The following is a 15,265-nucleotide window of genomic DNA, read 5'->3' as shown; positions in this document are numbered from 1 at the left end:
ACCCATGTGGACTTACATCACCGATCTGTTGCGGCTCAGCCTGCGTGCGCCCGGCGAGGCGGCGGCCCGGCTGCTCGCCACCTATCCCGGCGCGGCCGCCACCTGGCAGGCGCTGGTGCTCGTCACCTGCGTCAGCGTCGTTCTCACGGCGCTCCTGCAAGGCGCGATGCCGATGATCGCCGCGAGCCCCGACATGGGCTTCGGCCTGACGCCCTTCGTCTATGCCGGGCTGCTCGGCGTCTCGCTGGTGCTGCTCGCGGGCGGGGTGACCGCCGCGGGCCGTCTGCTCGGCGGAGGCGGGCGTTTCGCGCCCGCCTTGGCGCTGGTGGTCTGGCTCGAGGTGCTGGCGATGGCGCTGCGGCTGGTGCAGGGCGTGCTGATCCTCGTCCTGCCGCCGCTTGCGGGGCTGGTCGGGCTGGCCGGTCTCGTTTGGCTCTTCTGGTGCCTTGCCCGCTTCATCCAGACCCTGCACGGGTTTGCCGGGCTGGGCCGGGCCATCGTCACGCTCGTTCTCGCCTTCATCGCCATCGGGACCGGGCTCGCGCTCATCCTGGCGCTCACCGGGCTGACCGTCCAGGGAGGATTTTCCAATGTATGACGTCGAAGAGATCCGGGCGCAGTTCCCGATCCTGTCGCGCAAGATCGGCAAGGCGCCGCTTGTCTATCTCGACAACGGCGCCTCGGCGCAAAAGCCGCAGGTGGTGATCGACGCGATCACCCGCGGCTATGCCGAGGAATACTCCAACGTCCATCGCGGGCTGCACACGCTCTCCACCATCTCGACCGAGCGCTACGAGGGCACGCGCGACGTGGTGCGCAAGTTCCTGAATGCGCCGAGCCAAGAGGAGATCATCCTCAATACCGGCACCACCGAGGGCATCAACATGGTGGCTTACGGCTGGGCCATGCCGCGCATGGAGCCGGGCGACGAGATCGTGCTGTCGATCATGGAGCACCACGCCAACATCGTGCCGTGGCACTTTCTGCGCGAACGCCAGGGCGTGGTGATCAAATGGGTCGATGTGGACGCCAAAGGCGATCTCGACCCGCAGGCGGTGATCGACGCGATCGGGCCCAAGACCAAGCTTGTTGCCGTCACCCACATGTCGAACGTTCTGGGCACGGTCGTCGACGTGAAGGCGATCTGCGAAGGCGCGCGCGAGAAGGGTGTGCCGGTGCTCGTCGACGGCAGCCAGGCGGCGGTGCACCAGCCGGTCGATGTCACCGACATCGGCTGCGACTTCTACGCCATCACCGGGCACAAGCTCTACGGTCCCTCGGGCGCGGGCGCGATCTATGTCCGGCGCGAACGCATGGAGGAAATGCGTCCCTTCATGGGCGGCGGCGACATGATCGACCAGGTCACGCGCGACACGGTGAGCTACAACGTCGCGCCGATGAAGTTCGAGGCGGGCACACCCTCGATCGTCTCGACCATCGGCATGGGCGTGGCGCTCGACTGGATGATGGATCTCGGCATGGAGAACATCGCAGCCCATGAGCGCCGCCTGCGCAATCATGCGATCGATCGGTTCAAGGGGCTGAACTGGCTCAACATTCAGGGTCAGTCCGAGAGCAAGGGCGCAATCTTTTCGCTGACCCTCGACGGCGGGGCGCATGCGCATGACATCTCCACCGTGCTCGACAAGAAGGGCATCGCGGTGCGCGCGGGCACGCATTGCGCCATGCCTTTGATGCAGCACATGGGCCTCGGCGCGACCTGCCGCGCCTCCTTTGGCCTTTACAACACCGAAGCCGAGGTCGACCGCCTGGTCGAGGCGCTGGAGCTGTGCCACGAGCTCTTCGCTTGAGCCGGAATTGACGCGGGGGCGGGCGCGAAAAGCCGTTGCGTCCGCCCGCATCTTCGCCTATCGAGCCTTCATCGGCACCCGTAGCTCAGCTGGATAGAGCGCTGCCCTCCGAAGGCAGAGGCCAGAGGTTCGAATCCTCTCGGGTGCGCCATTTTCCCTTTAGATTAAAGCTTCTTTTGAACGTGCTGCGCATCGAGATGCGTCCGTGCGGCTGCTTACGCCTCTATTACGGTTGGTTTTCGGTACAAAGCCGGTACAGGCTCGCCGTAGCGGTCACATGCGAAGTCGCCCTGCAACCATGCTCCAAACCCGCCAACTGCGGCACACGTGACCGGCATTGTTGCAGAACTCCCCGCCTGACGGTTCACGCAGCGGAGCCGATCGGCTTTGTGACCGCTGGTGGTGCCTACGATACGCGCCGCTGTCACACCGCGATCATCGAGCGCCGGGCCACGGCGATCATTCCGATCCGCAAGAACGGACGACCCTGAAAAGAGGATGGACCGGCAGCTGCGGCCCGCAACGACATCCGTCGGGCGACGCGATACTTCGGTCGATTCTTCTGGAAGTCGTGGACCGGCTACCACCTTCGCAGTTGCTTCGAAGCAAAGATACACTGCCTGAATGCGTTCGGGGAGCGCATCGCTGCAAGTGATCCCGACCGCCAGACCGCCAAGGTCCACATCCGCATCGCCCTCATGAACCGGTTCTCAGCCTTCGGCACCGCCGAGATCGTTCGCGTGGGGCGACGTTATTGGGAAAAGGGGCAGCTGCGCCTCAAGCCTGAATTCTGCATCAGCGCCTCGGAACGGTCAAAACAATAATGCTGCAATGCAGCATTATCTTGATGGATTCCGCTTTAACTTAGGCCGAGCCGCCTTGTCGGCAACTAAAAATTTCTCTTGCTTGCCTTTGGGTATTACGTGGAAAATCAATCCTGAAATCAGCGAGCCGGAGGCTCACTCAGGCTCCGCCCTCATGCATGACTTGCAGAACGTGCTGTTTTGCGAGTCTCTAATTTATTGAGATTCATATGCAAAGCAAAGCTAAGGTCAGTCTTGTCGGGATAATGGTGCTAATCGGCACGTCCAGCTTGGCAGAAAGTGGCAGTTCAGACACGGGAAATTATGCGAAAGAGACAGCTGATTCTGCTTTGGAAGCTGGCAATAACCAAGATCCCGCTGGTGAAGGCAATGATACGGATGAGGTGGAAAGCTCCACGGATAGACCGGCGGAAAACCAAGAGATCATTGGCGACATCGCGATAGGTGAAGAGCTCTATCAAGACACCTGCAAGAATTGCCACGGACCGAAAGCCCAAGGTATGGCCAGCTTCCCAAAGCTCACCGGCCATGAAGCTACCTATCTCGTAGAGCGCCTGACAGCATACCGAGAGGGAGAAAAGGTGGGGCCCAACACGGCACTGATGGCACCGATGGCCGCTGACCTTACTGACGAAGACATTGCAAGACTCGCGCTTTATATTTCGGAAACCCTCTAATAGCTGAACTCGAGTTGCCCCATCAGGCGAGTGATTCTGCATGGAGTAGTAATTATCAAAAGGCGCCATACTCGCCGCTGTTCAAGAAAATCAATTACTGAAACCTTGATGGGCCGGTTTAGGGAGCGGTTCGTCAAGACTGCTCTGGGAGGAAAAAGCATGGAAAGATCACTACATTCAAGCTCAGCGACCTGGCTCCTGACAATGGCCGCAAGTGCACTTGCCGTCGGCAGCGCCGCCGTGGCTGAAGTCGGAACCAACACCAGCAGCCTTCAGCATGAGGTCGTGCTCGAGGGTCTCGAGAACCCGTGGGACATGGCGTTCCTCGAGGACGGCACGATGTTCTACACCGAGAAATGCAAGGGCCTGTCAGTAATGATGCCCGACGGCTCGGTCACGCCGCTGCTCGGGATGCCCGGCTCGGAGGGATACCCGGCCACCGCCGATGATTTGTTCTGCGAGGGTCAGGCCGGGATGATGGGCGTCGCGGTCGACCCCGCCTTCGCCGACAACCGCCGGCTCTACGTCTACTCGACCTCGAACATGTCGGACCCGCACACCAATCGGCTGATGCGCTTCGAGGTGGCCGAGGACTTCTCCGGCGTCTCGGGCCGCACCGATATCGTGGACGACGTGCCCTACAAGATGGAGGCCAGCGACCATCCGTTCGGCGGCCCTGGCGCGCATAATGGCGGGCGCGTGCGCTTCGACGCCGACGGCAGCCTCTGGCTGACCACCGGCGACAACCACAACGAGGAGATCCCGCAGAGCCCGACGCTCATGGGATCGAAGGTGCTTCGCATTGACACCGATGGCAACGCGCATCCTGACAACAGCCCGCCCGAGGGCTTCGACCCGCGCACCTATACCTACGGCCATCGTAACGTGCAGGGCATTGCGTTCCATCCCGGGACCAATACGCCGATCGTCGCCGAGCACGGCCCGTGGCACTCCGACGAGATCACCGTGCTCGAGAATGGCGGCAACGCTGGCTGGGACCCGCGCGACAACATGGCCGGCCGAGGTGACTGCCCGGACGGCTATTGCGGCTACATGCCGAACCAGGGCGAGGGCATGAACCGTTTCGAGCGCGCCGCCTTCATGCCAATGACTGACCTTGAGACCTACCCCGATGCCATGCCGCCGATCTGGGACAATAACGGCTGGTCGCAGGGCACCTCTTCAGCCGCTTTCCTGACTGGCGAGCAGTGGGGCGACTGGGACGGGGCCATGGTGGTCGGTATCATGGGCATTGGTTTCGGTGGAACTCCGATCGGGCAGAGGATCGACGTGATCGAACTCGACGAGGATATGTCCGTGGTCGACGTCACGGAAATGACCCTGCCAATGGATGCCGGCCGCTTCCGTTCGGTGGTCCAAGGGCCAGATGGCAGTCTCTATACCGCCGTGGACGAAGGCATGATCCACAAACTCACACCGAACTGATCGAAGCGCGCCGAGGGCGATGCGTGACGTGCCGCCGAATAGGGCGGCACGTTTCATGTCGGATCCCGACCGGTGGCACCATTCGGAATAGGGCGAACCGTCGCGCGCCTTCTGCTGTGACGAACAGTGTCACAATAATAATGAACTGGCTGCCTGAATTGGACTTGACCTGCCCCCCGGTCGTGTCGCGGAGTTGGTGGAAATTTGAGGGCGGCGTAATCTCCGGGTGACTTGCAACCACCCAACCGGCGGCGACAACCGCCAAGGAGATCACGCCATGAACCAGATTACTCAAAGCTCGCGCCTTTCGCTACTGGCGAACGACGACGGCTACGACCCGATCGAGGATCGCCTGCGAGGAGGAGCTGGCCGACTTTCTCGGCCGTTTATGCTATGGTCGCGGGGAGGGTCAGGCGAAAGGTTACCGGCACGGGCACCGCGAGCGGCAGCTCACCGGCACCTTCGGCACCGAAACCCTGCGGGTGCCGCGCGCCCGGATCGAGGATGCCGAGGGGCGATGTTGCGCAAATCAGCCCCGAGCATGACTGCACCCTTTCCCGCGATTCTTCAGCGGACTGCTTCGATCTCGGCCCTGCCGAGGGCCGAGAAGCGGTTCATGAGGGCGATGCGGATCTGGATTTCGGCGGTCTGGCGGTCGGGGTCTCGTGACATGATCCTCTCGCCGAAGAGCTTCAGGCAGTTCATCTGGGCCTCGACGCGAGTTCGGACGTGATAGCCGGTCCGTGTCTTCCAAAGCGTACGCCCCAGATGCCGGGTCGTCCGCAGGATCTCGTTTCGCGCGATGGCGGCGGGACAGTCTTCTTTCCAGGCATGCCCGTTGCGCCGGATCGGTATGACGGCATCCGCGCCTCGGTCGATGATCGCGTCATGGCATCGTCGCGTATCGTAGGCACCGCCAGCGGTGACCATGCCGATCGCCTCCTCCGGCAGGATCTGCGCCAGCAGGGCTGGCAGCAACGGGCTGTCGCCCTGGCGGCTCGAGGTGAACTCGAGCGCGCGCGCATCCCCGGTGCCCGCGTCCACGGCAATATGAACCTTCCGCCATTGCCGTCGGCGTGATGGGCCATGCTTGCGGACCTGCCACTCGCCGTCCCCGCGGAACTTGATGCCATTCGGCATCGACCTCGGACCGACGGCGGACGATGCCTTATTGTCGATCAACAGGTTCAGCGGCTGCCCTGAGGCGCGGTACGGGACCCGCACAGCGATCCGCGCCTGCCGCCGACACAGCGTCGAATAGCCCGGAACCGGCCAATCCAGCCCCGCCATCTGGATCAGGCTCTCGACCAGCCCGACCGTCTGGCGAAGCGGAAGACCGAAGAGCACTTTCAGGGTGAGGCATATCTGAACCGCAGCGTCCGAGAAGGTCTCGGGCCGTCCGCGCTTGCCGGTCTTGCCGGCGTGCCAGATCATCTCGGGATCGAACCAGACCGACAGCGAGACGCGCTTGCGCAGCGCCGCATTATAGTCTGACCAGTTCGTCGTGCGGTAGCGGGTCGGGGAAGGCTTCGGCATGTCCCCGAGCTAACCGTCAGGACGCGCCCAGTGAATCCCCATCACCGATATGTGCAACAGCGCCGTGCGGCACCGGCTCTGACTCCTTGTGACTCCGGTGTGTCCGGAGTGTGTAAGGCGGAGTGTCAGGACCTGTGTCCGAAACACGAAAAGCGCCCCCGAGGGAACGCTTTTCCGTTTGTTTCCAACCAGCTATCTAGTAGTTGGCTCCGGCGGTAGGGGCCGGAGTCGCAGAACTAAGCTGCTGAATCTAAGGCGCTCTACGGGATCGTCTCCTGTCCGACTCCGCAATGTGCCAGCGACTGTGCCGCAACATGTGCCAGTGCGCAAGCGAGAGGTTTGCGCATGTAGTGGTGAGGTCGGGCAGGGCGACGACGCGCGGCGCGGTCAATCTGCGTGACCCCGCCAGACGCTACCGATGCAAGTTGACGCGGTTCGGTCCGTCACGGGTCGGGAGGCGCCGCTCGTTCTGGCGGATGACGAGGATGAGGTACGCAGACAGCACGGCGGCAAAGAAGCACCAAACCGAAATGATGGCGTAGGCATAGAAGGCGTAAATCACGATCAGTGAGCCTGCGATCATGCCGCCGAACGCTTTGATCCTGATATCGCTCGACAGGAGAAGGGCCCCGACGACGAGCGCGGCGTAGAAGATCCGTAGCGCGGTCCGGTTCACGATCCCGTCGAAGATCAGCCTCGTCGGGTACTCCAACGAGCCGTTGACAAGATCGACCGCCTGCCAGTCGCCGAAAAGAAACGATGGCATAAAGACAGACAGGCCAAATAGGAAGCCGATGCCGGTCAGCGCCACCTGGCCGTACCGGCGCGTAGCGTTCGGTTCGATGGCTGCGGTCGAAATCGGGACCCATGTCAGCCAGAACAGATGCGAAAAGAAAAGAAACCCGCGAGACGCCAAGCTGGTCAACGTGCTGCTGTCGCCAGCAATCCCATGCCAAACGAGACCTTCCGAGAGTGTCAGATCTTCTGTGTATGAGTGATCCGGTCCATGCTTCTTTGAAAGGAAGCATGCATGATGATCTCCAAGGAACTGCTGGACGAAATTCTGAAGGGCGTAGAGCGCCCTGAGGACCTGCTCGGCGAGGCCGGGCTGATGAAAGAGCTGAAGATCAAGCTGATGGAGCGGATGCTCGGCGCCGAGCTGACGGCGCATCTTGGCTATGAAGAGGGCAAGGAAGCTCCACCGGGTCAGAGCAATCGCCGGAATGGCGTCTCGACCAAGGTGCTGAAGGGGCAGGACGGCGAGATGCCGGTGGCGGTGCCCCGCGACCGCGACAGCAGCTTCGAGCCGGAACTGGTGAAGAAGGGCCAGACCCGGATCGACGGGATGGATGACAAGAGTTCGCCATGGAAGCCGCCATCGGTCCGAGGCCCATGGCGGACGGGCTCTACGCAGCCGGGCTGACGGTCCGGGACATCCAAGCCCATCTGCTCGATCTCTATGGCCTGCAGGTTTCGCCCGACTTGATCAGCCGTGTCACCGACACCGTTCTGGACGAGGTTCGGGAATGGCAGAGCCGGGCGCTGGAGCGGATGTATCCGATCGTGATCTTCGACGCGCCGCGCGTGAAGATCCGTGACGCCGACAGCCGGACAGTGAAGAACAAGGCGGTGTATGTCGCCCTCGGCGTCACCCGTGATGGCCAGCGCGAGGTTCTGGGCCTTTGGATTGCCGAGAACGGTGATAAACGAGCTGAAAAACCGGGGCACGCAGGACATCCTGATCGCCGTCGTGGACGGGCTAAAGGGCTTCCCCGAGGCCATCACCGCCGCTTTCCCGGAGGCTATGGTCCAGACCTGCATCGTGCATCTGGTGCGCCACAGCTTGAACTTCTGCTCCTGGAAGGACCGCAAGGTCGTGGCGGCCGACCTGCGCCGAATTTACAGCGCCCCGACCGCCGATTTGGCCAAGGCCGACCTTGATGCCTTCGAGGAAAAATGGGCCGGGAAATACGCGTCCATCGCGCCGGCCTGGCGTCGGGCATGGCAGGAGGTGATCCCGTTCTTTGCCTTCGATCCGGCGATCCGCAAGATCATCTACACCACCAACGCCATCGAAAGTCTGAACCGCGTGATCCGGAAATCGATCAAGACGCGTGGGTCCTTCCCAACGGACGAGGCCGCAACCAAGCTGATCTACCTCGCCATCCGCAACTTCGAGAAGGACGGGCGAAATGTTCGGGAATGGTCTGCGGCCCGAAATCAGTTCGCCATAATGTTCGGCGAGCGCTTCGACGCTTGAGTATCCCAAACCGCATGGACCGGCCCGGATACACAAAGTTCAGGACACTCCCGACCTTTCAGGGCTTGCTGAAGGCCGAAGGCCAGCGGAAACGCCGCGAAGGCCAGCCATGCTCTATCGGAACATCGAGCGATTGCGATCGTGTAGATCCCGGCAGGCACCAGCGCGCTTGCGAGAACGAAACTCGCTGTCGCGGAGAAGCACATTTCTGAAGCCTCTGATGTCACTGGACGCAAGGAATATCCAAGCATGCCTCCGAGCTGTTTCCTGCGCCTTGAGCTGAGTCAAAAGCCTCCTACCTGGTTGGACCGGTGATATGCGGGTCCGTTCCGTCTTCATGGCTGAGCCAGAGTTACGAACAGATACAACAAGAGGGCAGAAGGGTTGCATTCGGTTGAGCAATTGAGCCCTGTTGAGCGGCATGACTGAGCCATTTGCAGTGCCCCCGTAGAGAGGCGGCGGAGAGCAGCCTTTTGCTGCACGTGCAGTAGACGTCTGCGTAACATCGCGAACAGTTAGGTCTTGTCGGCCAAGGCAAGTTGCTCACGATAGCCTTCCAACCGTGCGTTGGCATTGGTATCGACCACCAGGATGACCGCCATCATGGCAACGGTCGTGATCAGGCTCGCCCGCCAGATCGGGGCCTCGAAGAACGGTATCGCCAGCGCGCAGACGGCGACGACCAGCGGGATAACCTTGAATACCGCGATCCGGTATTCGTTCAGCACTCTGTCGGCACGCGCGATCTCCTCCGCGATGAAGCCGGCGGCATCGGTGGCGTAGGCCGCCGGGAAGCTCGTGAGCCGTGCCTGGCTCGGAAAGAACAGGCCGAGCCCGATGATCAGGATCAGCGTGCCCGCCACCAGCATGGGGACGACATAGGCCCTCGCCATGTCGATCCTGCCAAGTTGCCAGAAGCCCAAGCTCGCCAAGAGGAAAGACAGGCCAAACAGGATGAAGAAGGCGGCGGAGAGTATTTCGGCTCTCGTCCAGTCAGTTGCTGTTTTCACGATGTCCACGTTTTCGGCCCTTATCAGTTATAGTGTCCGGGATCGGAGGGGCGGTGCGACGGGCCGATCTACCCGGGCCCGGCTTACTCTGCCTCGGCAGGACTATGAGGCCCTCACAGGCTCCAGCTGAACCCGGTGTCCCTCTCGGACCGCTCCCAGAGCCTGACCATGACCGGCTTGTCGTGAGCATGGGCGTTCAGCGTGCCGCGGCCGACAGGGCCGACGAACTCCCTGGTCCCGGTGGGGCCATAGAGCGCACGCTGCTCGGTCAGGCCCTCTTCGGTGGCGCACATCACCTCCGGGTAGGCGCCCTGCTCGGCGGTCTGGACCATCGGCGTCTTGGTCATCAGCCACCAGACGAGGCGCATCGTCCGGCTGCCGCTGGTCGAGATCAGCGAGGTCGCGGACGAGCCGGGGTGGCAGACATAGACCTCGACATTCCGGCCGGCCGCCTTGACCCGGTCCTGAAGCTCATAAGCGAACATCATCTGCGCCAGCTTGCTCTGGGAATAGGCGGTGTTCGCGCCATAGCCCTCGTTCCAGTTCATGTCGTCGAAGCGGATCGTCTTGAGCCCCATGTTATAGCCGAGGCTGGCGACGACCACGATCCGGCCCTTCGCTTCCTCGATGCGGTCGAACAGCATCCCGCACAGGGTGAAGTGACCGTAGTGGTTGGTGCCGAGCTGGCTTTCGAAACCGTCGGGGGTCAGCTTGCGCGTCGGCACCTGCGCGATGGCGGCGTTGCAGATCAGCGCGTCGATGCGCGGGGTGGTCTTCAATACCTCTTCGGCGGCCCTGCGGACGGAGGCCTGCTCCGCGAGGTCCATGCGGATAAAGCGCACGGGCGCGGTCGGGCCGAATTCCTGTTTCAGCTCCTTCACGGCGGCGGCGGATTTCTCGGCGCTGCGGTTCAGCATCACCACTTCCGCGCCCTTGCCCAGAAGGATGCGCGCAGCCTGGAAGCCCGCGCCCGCGTTGGCGCCGGTGATGACGTAGGTCTTGCCGGATAGATTGCCGAGGCGTTGGGGCGTCCAGCCCTTCGGTCCGAATTGGGTGTCTTTCATCGTGGTGCCCTCCGGCGCCGCAGCGCTTGCGTTTGTAAACCGTGGTGTTTACATAGGGGGCAAGGGCGGGCGGTGTAAACCCCTGTGTTTACAAAATTGCGGCACGGCGGGATCGATGAAACTGGCTGAGAAGAAACGAAAAGATATTCTGGGGGCGGCAATTCAGGAGTTCCGCGAGCAGGGCTTTCCAGCCGCACGGGTGAACCGGATCGCGGAACTGGCCGAGGTGTCCAAGCGCACGCTCTACAAGCATTTCGAAAGCAAGGAGCTGCTGTTCGCCGCGATCACCGAGATCCTTCTCGAAGAGATCGCGGCCGTGCCGAAGCTGCGCTATCGGCCCGACGCGCCGCTGCGCGATCAGCTGATCGCGGCGGTGCGGGATTACGTCGGCCATCTGACCGGCGAGCACTATCTGGCCCTGAACCGGCTGGTCATGTCGGAACTGCTGCGCGATCAGGAGCTGGCGCAGGCTTTCTTTGCCAAGGCCGCGATGCAGGACGGCCCGATCTCGGGGCTGATCGGTGAGGCGATGCAGACGGGCGCGCTGCGAAAGGCCGAGCCCGGCTTCGCCTCGGGCCAGCTGCTGTCGATGGTGAAGCACTTTCTGGTCTGGCCGCAGTTCCTGATGGGCGCGAAGGCCGAGGTCGATCCGGATGCTGTCATCGCTGACTGCGTCGACATGTTCCTCGCTCACTACAGCTCAGAGGGCTGACCGCGTCCTGCCTCAATGAGCAAACGCGTCCCACAGATGAGTGGCCACGGGCCCTATGGCCGACCTGCGCTGGCGAAAGACGAAGACCTCGATCTCGAAGCTGAGATGGGTATGGGGCAGGACGATGTCCCGCAGTCGGTCTTGCGCCAACTCCTCGGCGATCAAATGCTCCGGCAGGCGGCCCCAGCCCAGCCCTGCCACCAGCAGTTGCTTCTTCATGTGCAGGTCGCTGACATACCACCGCCTCTGTCCTTTCTGGACGCCAAGCTCGCGGTCGAACAGGCCAGAGGCCTGGCCGCTGTCCCGCGCGATCACCTGATGGAACCGCCGAAGATCGGCCAGCGTGCGGGGGGCGTTCATGGCATCGAGGAGCGACGGCGCGGCGACGTTGCGCATCACTGATCCATTCAGGGGCCTGTAGTCGAAGCCTTCCTCCTCCAGCATGACCGGGATCGCCGGGGCCATGGCGAGCGCCGCTGCCCCGGACCGCACGGCCTCGATCGCGCCGGACAGAACCTCCGCGCGCAGAATGACACGGGTGTCGGGAAAGCGGGTTTGAAGCCCGGCCAACACGGGCGTCATGAGGTTCGGATCCGCCGCGGCGTCGATGGCGATGGTGACGGTTTCTTCCTGCCCTTTCTCGAAATGGCGGATGAGCTGGGTCAGATCCTCGGCCTCGGCCAGAACCCGCAGGGATTGCAGGTAGACCCGCCGACCCACCGCCGTCAGTTCGAGCCTGTAGCCCGAGCGATCGAAAAGCTCGGTCCCGGTCTGAAACTCCAACGCCTTCAGGGCCTGGCTCACGGCGGGCTGGGTGCGATTGAGGCTCTCGGCTGCCGATTTGACCGTTCCGGTTTCGACCACGGCGCGCAGCACCTTCAGTTGATCCAGCTTCATCCGCGCCTCCTCTTGATAAGAGATTCTGATATAGATGCGGTGAATACATAAATTTCAATTCAACACTTCGACGCTTACCTCTGGTTCAGCAACCGGAGTTACCCGATGAGACAGGTCACATCACAGCACGACGTCCAGCCCGACCAGATCGGGCCCTTTACCATCGCCCGAGCCGTCCCCGACGATGCGATGCAGTTCGTGGGGCCGATCATGTTACTGGACCACATGCCGCCGAAGGACATTGCACCGGGCGAGATCCCCGATCCCGACGGGTCGTTCGCGCATCCGCACCGCGGCATCGCCACCTTCTCCTATGTCCTAGAAGGCGCGCTGACCCATGCCGACAGCAGCGGCGGGCATGGCACCATCACCGCGGGCGGCGTGCAGTGGATGAAGGCAGGCAACGGTATCGTGCATGACGAGATGATATCCGCAGACCTGCGGACCCAAGGTGGCCGACTGCACAGCTTTCAGTTCTGGATAAACCTGCCCGCGCGCAACAAGGCGGAGCCCGCCGAATACAGGCCCGTTCCGACCGAGGACCTGCCAGTCGTGCCGCTGCCGGGCGGCCAGGCTCATCTCAAGGTGCTTCTGGGCGGATACGAGGGGACCGCCTCGCCAATCCCGACCTTTGCGAATGAGTTCATATGGCATGTCCGCATCGAGCCCATAGGCTCGGCGCATGTGACACTGCCCGATGGCTTGCCCGTCGCGGGCTTCCTGCCCGGACAAGGCGGCATCGTGAGCGGAACCCAGGTTGTTGCTCAACGAACCTTCGTGCTGGGCAAAGACGGCTCGCAGATCGAGATCACCAACCCGGCTGCCGAGCCGCTCGACCTCCTGTTGTTCGGCGGTGCGCCAATCAACGAGCCGGTAGCAATGCGCGGCCCCTTCGTGATGAACACCGAAGCCGAGCTGACCGAGGGCTTCCGCGAATTCCGCGCTGGCAAATTCGGGCGCATCACCTATCCCTCCGAGACCGCCTGAGGCCGCCCACCGACCAGAACTGCGTCCTGCGTTGCGGATCCTCCGCCGCCCGGGCACCAGACAAGGAAACATCCCCATGTCCAAACGCATCGCCATCGTCGGCGGCGGCTATATCGGTGCCGAGCTTGCCAAATCGCTCGACGACACCGCCGACGTCACCCTGATCGAACCGCGCAGCCATTTCGTTCATGCGCCCGCGACGATCCGCGCCGTCGTCGATCCATCGCTGCTCGACCGGGCCTTGATTCCCTATGACCGCCTGCTGAAGAACGGCCGCGTCCTGCACGCCCGCGCAAGCGGCATCGATGCGAACGGCGTGACGCTGGACGACGGCCAGCGGGTCGAAGCCGACTACATCGTCGTCGCTACCGGCTCGTCCAATGCCAAGCCCTTCGAGCCCGTCGGCTCCGACATCGAGGGATTGCGGCAGGCCAATCGGCGCATTTACGACCAGCTCAAGGCGGCACGGAGGATCGGCATCGTCGGAGCGGGGGCCGTCGGCACCGAGCTGGCGGGCGAGATCGCCCATGCCATGCCGAACAAGGAGATCACGCTGATCTCGGATACCGCCCGGCTGTTTCCCACCATGCCGGAGAAGCTCGGCACGGCACTGGCCAAAAAGCTGCGCGACGCAGGCGTGACCCTTATACTCGGGAAAAGGGCCGAGAACCTTCAAAGCACGACCGAACCCTACGCCGGTCGCCTGACGCTGTCGGACGGGGCGGAACAGGACTTCGACCTAATCTTTCCCGCCTTGGGCTCGCGCGCCAGCTCCGAGTTGATCGACGGCCTGCCGGGCGCGCAAAAGAGCACTGCGAACCGTATCAAGGTGGACCCGTGGCTGCGCCCGTCGTCGCTGCCCAATGTCTTTGCCGCCGGAGACCTGGCCGACGCGGGCGACGGCATGACCATCGTCGCGACGAGCCGCCAGATGCCGTGGCTCAAGACGATGCTGAAGGGACTTCTGGCAGGCAAATCTCCAGAGGAGATGAAGCCCTACAAGCCATGGGGCCCCAAGGCCCCGATCCTCGTGCCGCTCGGCCCGAAGCGCGGCAATTCCTTTCTCGGCCTGTTCACGGCAGGTGATCTCCTGACGCGCAAGATGAAGGGCGAAGACCTGTTCGTAAAGAAATACAACAAGCTTCTGAACTAGGCTTGAGAAGGCTAAACCGCGGGATCGGACAGACTTATGAGGCGCAGCCAAGGGCAGTGAGCTGACCCCATGAATTTGGCCAAGAAGCGGCCGTTCGCTGCGCGCAACACGAACGACCGCTTCGATGGTAGAGCTTAGACTCGCTTCCGGGAGGCCTCGAAGTCGGCCCTCAGAGGCGCGGTGTCATAGATGATGGTCATCCAGGCGAAGCGCTCCTGGTCCTCGGCGAGCTCGAAGACATCGACAGGCCGCTTTCGGATGTGGAGCTTGCCTCCTTCCCCTGCGCCTTCACGGCCGCCGAGGGCATGATCCAGCGCGTGCGCCTCGGGGCCGAGCGGGTGCTGATCACCGGTGCCTCCGGCGGAGTCGGCTCGGCGGCGGTGCAGCTCGCCAAGCGGCGCGGTGCGCATGTCACGGCGGTCACGAGCCCGGCCAAGGCGGATGACCTCAAGGCCTTGGGCGCAGACGCCGCTCTGAACCGCGATGACGCGCTGCCCGAGATCGCCTTCGACGTCGTGCTCGACCTCGTCGGCGGCCCGCGCTGGCCCGCGCTGCTCGAGGCGCTGGCGGTGCGCGGCCGATACGTGACCTCCGGTGCGATCGCAGGGCCGATCGTCGAGCTCGACCTGCGTACGCTTTATCTCAAGGACCTGACGCTGATCGGAAGCACCCGGCAGGCACCGAAGGTCTTCACCGATCTGGTAGGCTATATCGAGCGGGGCGAGATCCGGCCCGTCCTGGCAGAGAGCTACAAGCTTCGCGAGCTACGCGCGGCGCTGGAGGCGTTCCTCGAAAAGGCGCATATGGGCAAGATCGGGATCGAGGTCGCGGGCTGATCGCAATCCGCGGCAATCCGCGGGGTCGCCCCATGTCGAAAGACGCGGCGAC

General features: G+C 62.9%; 14 protein-coding genes, 1 tRNA gene and 3 pseudogenes. 13 read left to right on the top strand and 5 right to left on the bottom strand.

Annotation, left to right across the window (positions count from 1 at the left end; translation table 11 throughout):
* Window positions 1–4: 4 nt before the first annotated feature.
* From NHG85_RS04130 to NHG85_RS04095, 8 genes and pseudogenes are all read left to right on the top strand, one after another.
* Entirely contained in the window at window positions 5–598 is a 594-nt protein-coding gene (locus NHG85_RS04130; protein ID WP_253330076.1) for a YIP1 family protein, read from the top strand.
* Entirely contained in the window at window positions 591–1,811 is a 1,221-nt protein-coding gene (locus NHG85_RS04125) for a cysteine desulfurase (protein WP_253330075.1), read from the top strand. The genes NHG85_RS04130 and NHG85_RS04125 overlap by 8 nt, the downstream gene beginning before the upstream one ends.
* 74 nt (window positions 1,812–1,885) lie before the next feature.
* Window positions 1,886–1,962 (top strand) — tRNA-Arg (locus NHG85_RS04120).
* Between the two features lie 223 nt (window positions 1,963–2,185).
* A pseudogene (locus NHG85_RS04115) lies at window positions 2,186–2,554 on the top strand (transposase); the annotation flags it as partial.
* Between the two features lie 88 nt (window positions 2,555–2,642).
* Window positions 2,643–2,837, top strand: a complete 195-nt coding sequence (locus tag NHG85_RS04110) for a hypothetical protein (protein ID WP_253330074.1) — start codon at window positions 2,643–2,645, stop codon at window positions 2,835–2,837.
* A 7-nt stretch (window positions 2,838–2,844) separates the two neighbouring features.
* Complete coding sequence (locus NHG85_RS04105; protein ID WP_253330073.1) at window positions 2,845–3,312, top strand: c-type cytochrome; 468 nt, start codon at window positions 2,845–2,847, stop codon at window positions 3,310–3,312.
* A gap of 204 nt (window positions 3,313–3,516) precedes the next feature.
* On the top strand, window positions 3,517–4,758 hold the full coding sequence (locus NHG85_RS04100; RefSeq protein WP_253330072.1) for a PQQ-dependent sugar dehydrogenase: 1,242 nt from the start codon (window positions 3,517–3,519) through the stop codon (window positions 4,756–4,758).
* A gap of 277 nt (window positions 4,759–5,035) precedes the next feature.
* Window positions 5,036–5,276: pseudogene (locus tag NHG85_RS04095) on the top strand (transposase); the annotation flags it as partial.
* Window positions 5,277–5,325: 49 nt separating this feature from the next.
* Here NHG85_RS04095 and NHG85_RS04090 read toward each other — a convergent pair.
* Together NHG85_RS04090 and NHG85_RS04085 are read right to left on the bottom strand one after the other, a co-directional pair.
* Window positions 5,326–6,294, bottom strand: coding sequence for an IS5 family transposase (locus NHG85_RS04090; protein ID WP_253330071.1), 969 nt, complete (start codon window positions 6,292–6,294; stop codon window positions 5,326–5,328).
* 412 nt (window positions 6,295–6,706) lie between these two features.
* Complete coding sequence (locus tag NHG85_RS04085) at window positions 6,707–7,219, bottom strand: DUF6629 family protein (RefSeq protein ID WP_253330070.1); 513 nt, start codon at window positions 7,217–7,219, stop codon at window positions 6,707–6,709.
* A 105-nt stretch (window positions 7,220–7,324) separates the two neighbouring features.
* Here NHG85_RS04085 and NHG85_RS04080 point away from each other — a divergent pair.
* A pseudogene (locus NHG85_RS04080) lies at window positions 7,325–8,554 on the top strand (IS256 family transposase).
* Between the two features lie 515 nt (window positions 8,555–9,069).
* Here the strand turns inward: NHG85_RS04080 and NHG85_RS04075 are convergent.
* Entirely contained in the window at window positions 9,070–9,573 is a 504-nt protein-coding gene (locus NHG85_RS04075) for a hypothetical protein (protein WP_253330069.1), read from the bottom strand.
* A 104-nt stretch (window positions 9,574–9,677) separates the two neighbouring features.
* The gene (locus NHG85_RS04070) at window positions 9,678–10,628 is read right to left on the bottom strand and encodes an SDR family oxidoreductase (RefSeq protein ID WP_253330068.1); all 951 of its coding nucleotides are present in this window, start codon (window positions 10,626–10,628) and stop codon (window positions 9,678–9,680) included.
* Between the two features lie 115 nt (window positions 10,629–10,743).
* Here NHG85_RS04070 and NHG85_RS04065 point away from each other — a divergent pair, with 115 nt between their 5' ends.
* Complete coding sequence (locus tag NHG85_RS04065) at window positions 10,744–11,340, top strand: TetR/AcrR family transcriptional regulator (RefSeq protein WP_253330066.1); 597 nt, start codon at window positions 10,744–10,746, stop codon at window positions 11,338–11,340.
* Window positions 11,341–11,352: 12 nt separating this feature from the next.
* Here the strand turns inward: NHG85_RS04065 and NHG85_RS04060 are convergent, their stop codons facing one another.
* Window positions 11,353–12,237 (bottom strand): LysR family transcriptional regulator, encoded by an 885-nt coding sequence (locus NHG85_RS04060; protein ID WP_253330065.1) that lies wholly within the window; start codon window positions 12,235–12,237, stop codon window positions 11,353–11,355.
* A 105-nt stretch (window positions 12,238–12,342) separates the two neighbouring features.
* Here NHG85_RS04060 and NHG85_RS04055 point away from each other — a divergent pair, with 105 nt between their 5' ends.
* From NHG85_RS04055 to NHG85_RS04045, 3 genes are all read left to right on the top strand, one after another.
* A complete protein-coding gene (locus NHG85_RS04055; protein ID WP_253330064.1) occupies window positions 12,343–13,224 on the top strand; it encodes a pirin family protein in 882 nt (293 codons plus the stop codon).
* A gap of 31 nt (window positions 13,225–13,255) precedes the next feature.
* Entirely contained in the window at window positions 13,256–14,377 is a 1,122-nt protein-coding gene (locus NHG85_RS04050; protein ID WP_256500087.1) for an NAD(P)/FAD-dependent oxidoreductase, read from the top strand.
* 260 nt (window positions 14,378–14,637) lie between these two features.
* Entirely contained in the window at window positions 14,638–15,213 is a 576-nt protein-coding gene (locus NHG85_RS04045) for a zinc-binding dehydrogenase (RefSeq protein WP_253330062.1), read from the top strand.
* The last annotated feature ends 52 nt before the right edge of the window (window positions 15,214–15,265 follow it).

The organism is Limimaricola litoreus, assembly GCF_024159025.1.
In the GTDB taxonomy this organism is placed as follows: Bacteria; Pseudomonadota; Alphaproteobacteria; order Rhodobacterales; family Rhodobacteraceae; genus Limimaricola; species Limimaricola litoreus.
This window is presented reverse-complemented; position numbering and strand designations above follow the sequence as displayed.

Bases quoted from the DNA above. Each gene is read 5' to 3' on its own strand.
- NHG85_RS04130 (WP_253330076.1), top strand. From the start codon at position 5: ATGTGGACTTACATCACCGATCTGTTGCGGCTCAGCCTGCGTGCGCCC.
- NHG85_RS04125 (WP_253330075.1), top strand. From the start codon at position 591: ATGTATGACGTCGAAGAGATCCGGGCGCAGTTCCCGATCCTGTCGCGC.
- NHG85_RS04110 (WP_253330074.1), top strand. From the start codon at position 2,643: ATGCAGCATTATCTTGATGGATTCCGCTTTAACTTAGGCCGAGCCGCC.
- NHG85_RS04105 (WP_253330073.1), top strand. From the start codon at position 2,845: ATGCAAAGCAAAGCTAAGGTCAGTCTTGTCGGGATAATGGTGCTAATC.
- NHG85_RS04100 (WP_253330072.1), top strand. From the start codon at position 3,517: ATGGCCGCAAGTGCACTTGCCGTCGGCAGCGCCGCCGTGGCTGAAGTC.
- NHG85_RS04090 (WP_253330071.1), bottom strand. From the start codon at position 6,294: ATGCCGAAGCCTTCCCCGACCCGCTACCGCACGACGAACTGGTCAGAC.
- NHG85_RS04070 (WP_253330068.1), bottom strand. From the start codon at position 10,628: ATGAAAGACACCCAATTCGGACCGAAGGGCTGGACGCCCCAACGCCTC.
- NHG85_RS04065 (WP_253330066.1), top strand. From the start codon at position 10,744: ATGAAACTGGCTGAGAAGAAACGAAAAGATATTCTGGGGGCGGCAATT.
- NHG85_RS04060 (WP_253330065.1), bottom strand. From the start codon at position 12,237: ATGAAGCTGGATCAACTGAAGGTGCTGCGCGCCGTGGTCGAAACCGGA.
- NHG85_RS04055 (WP_253330064.1), top strand. From the start codon at position 12,343: ATGAGACAGGTCACATCACAGCACGACGTCCAGCCCGACCAGATCGGG.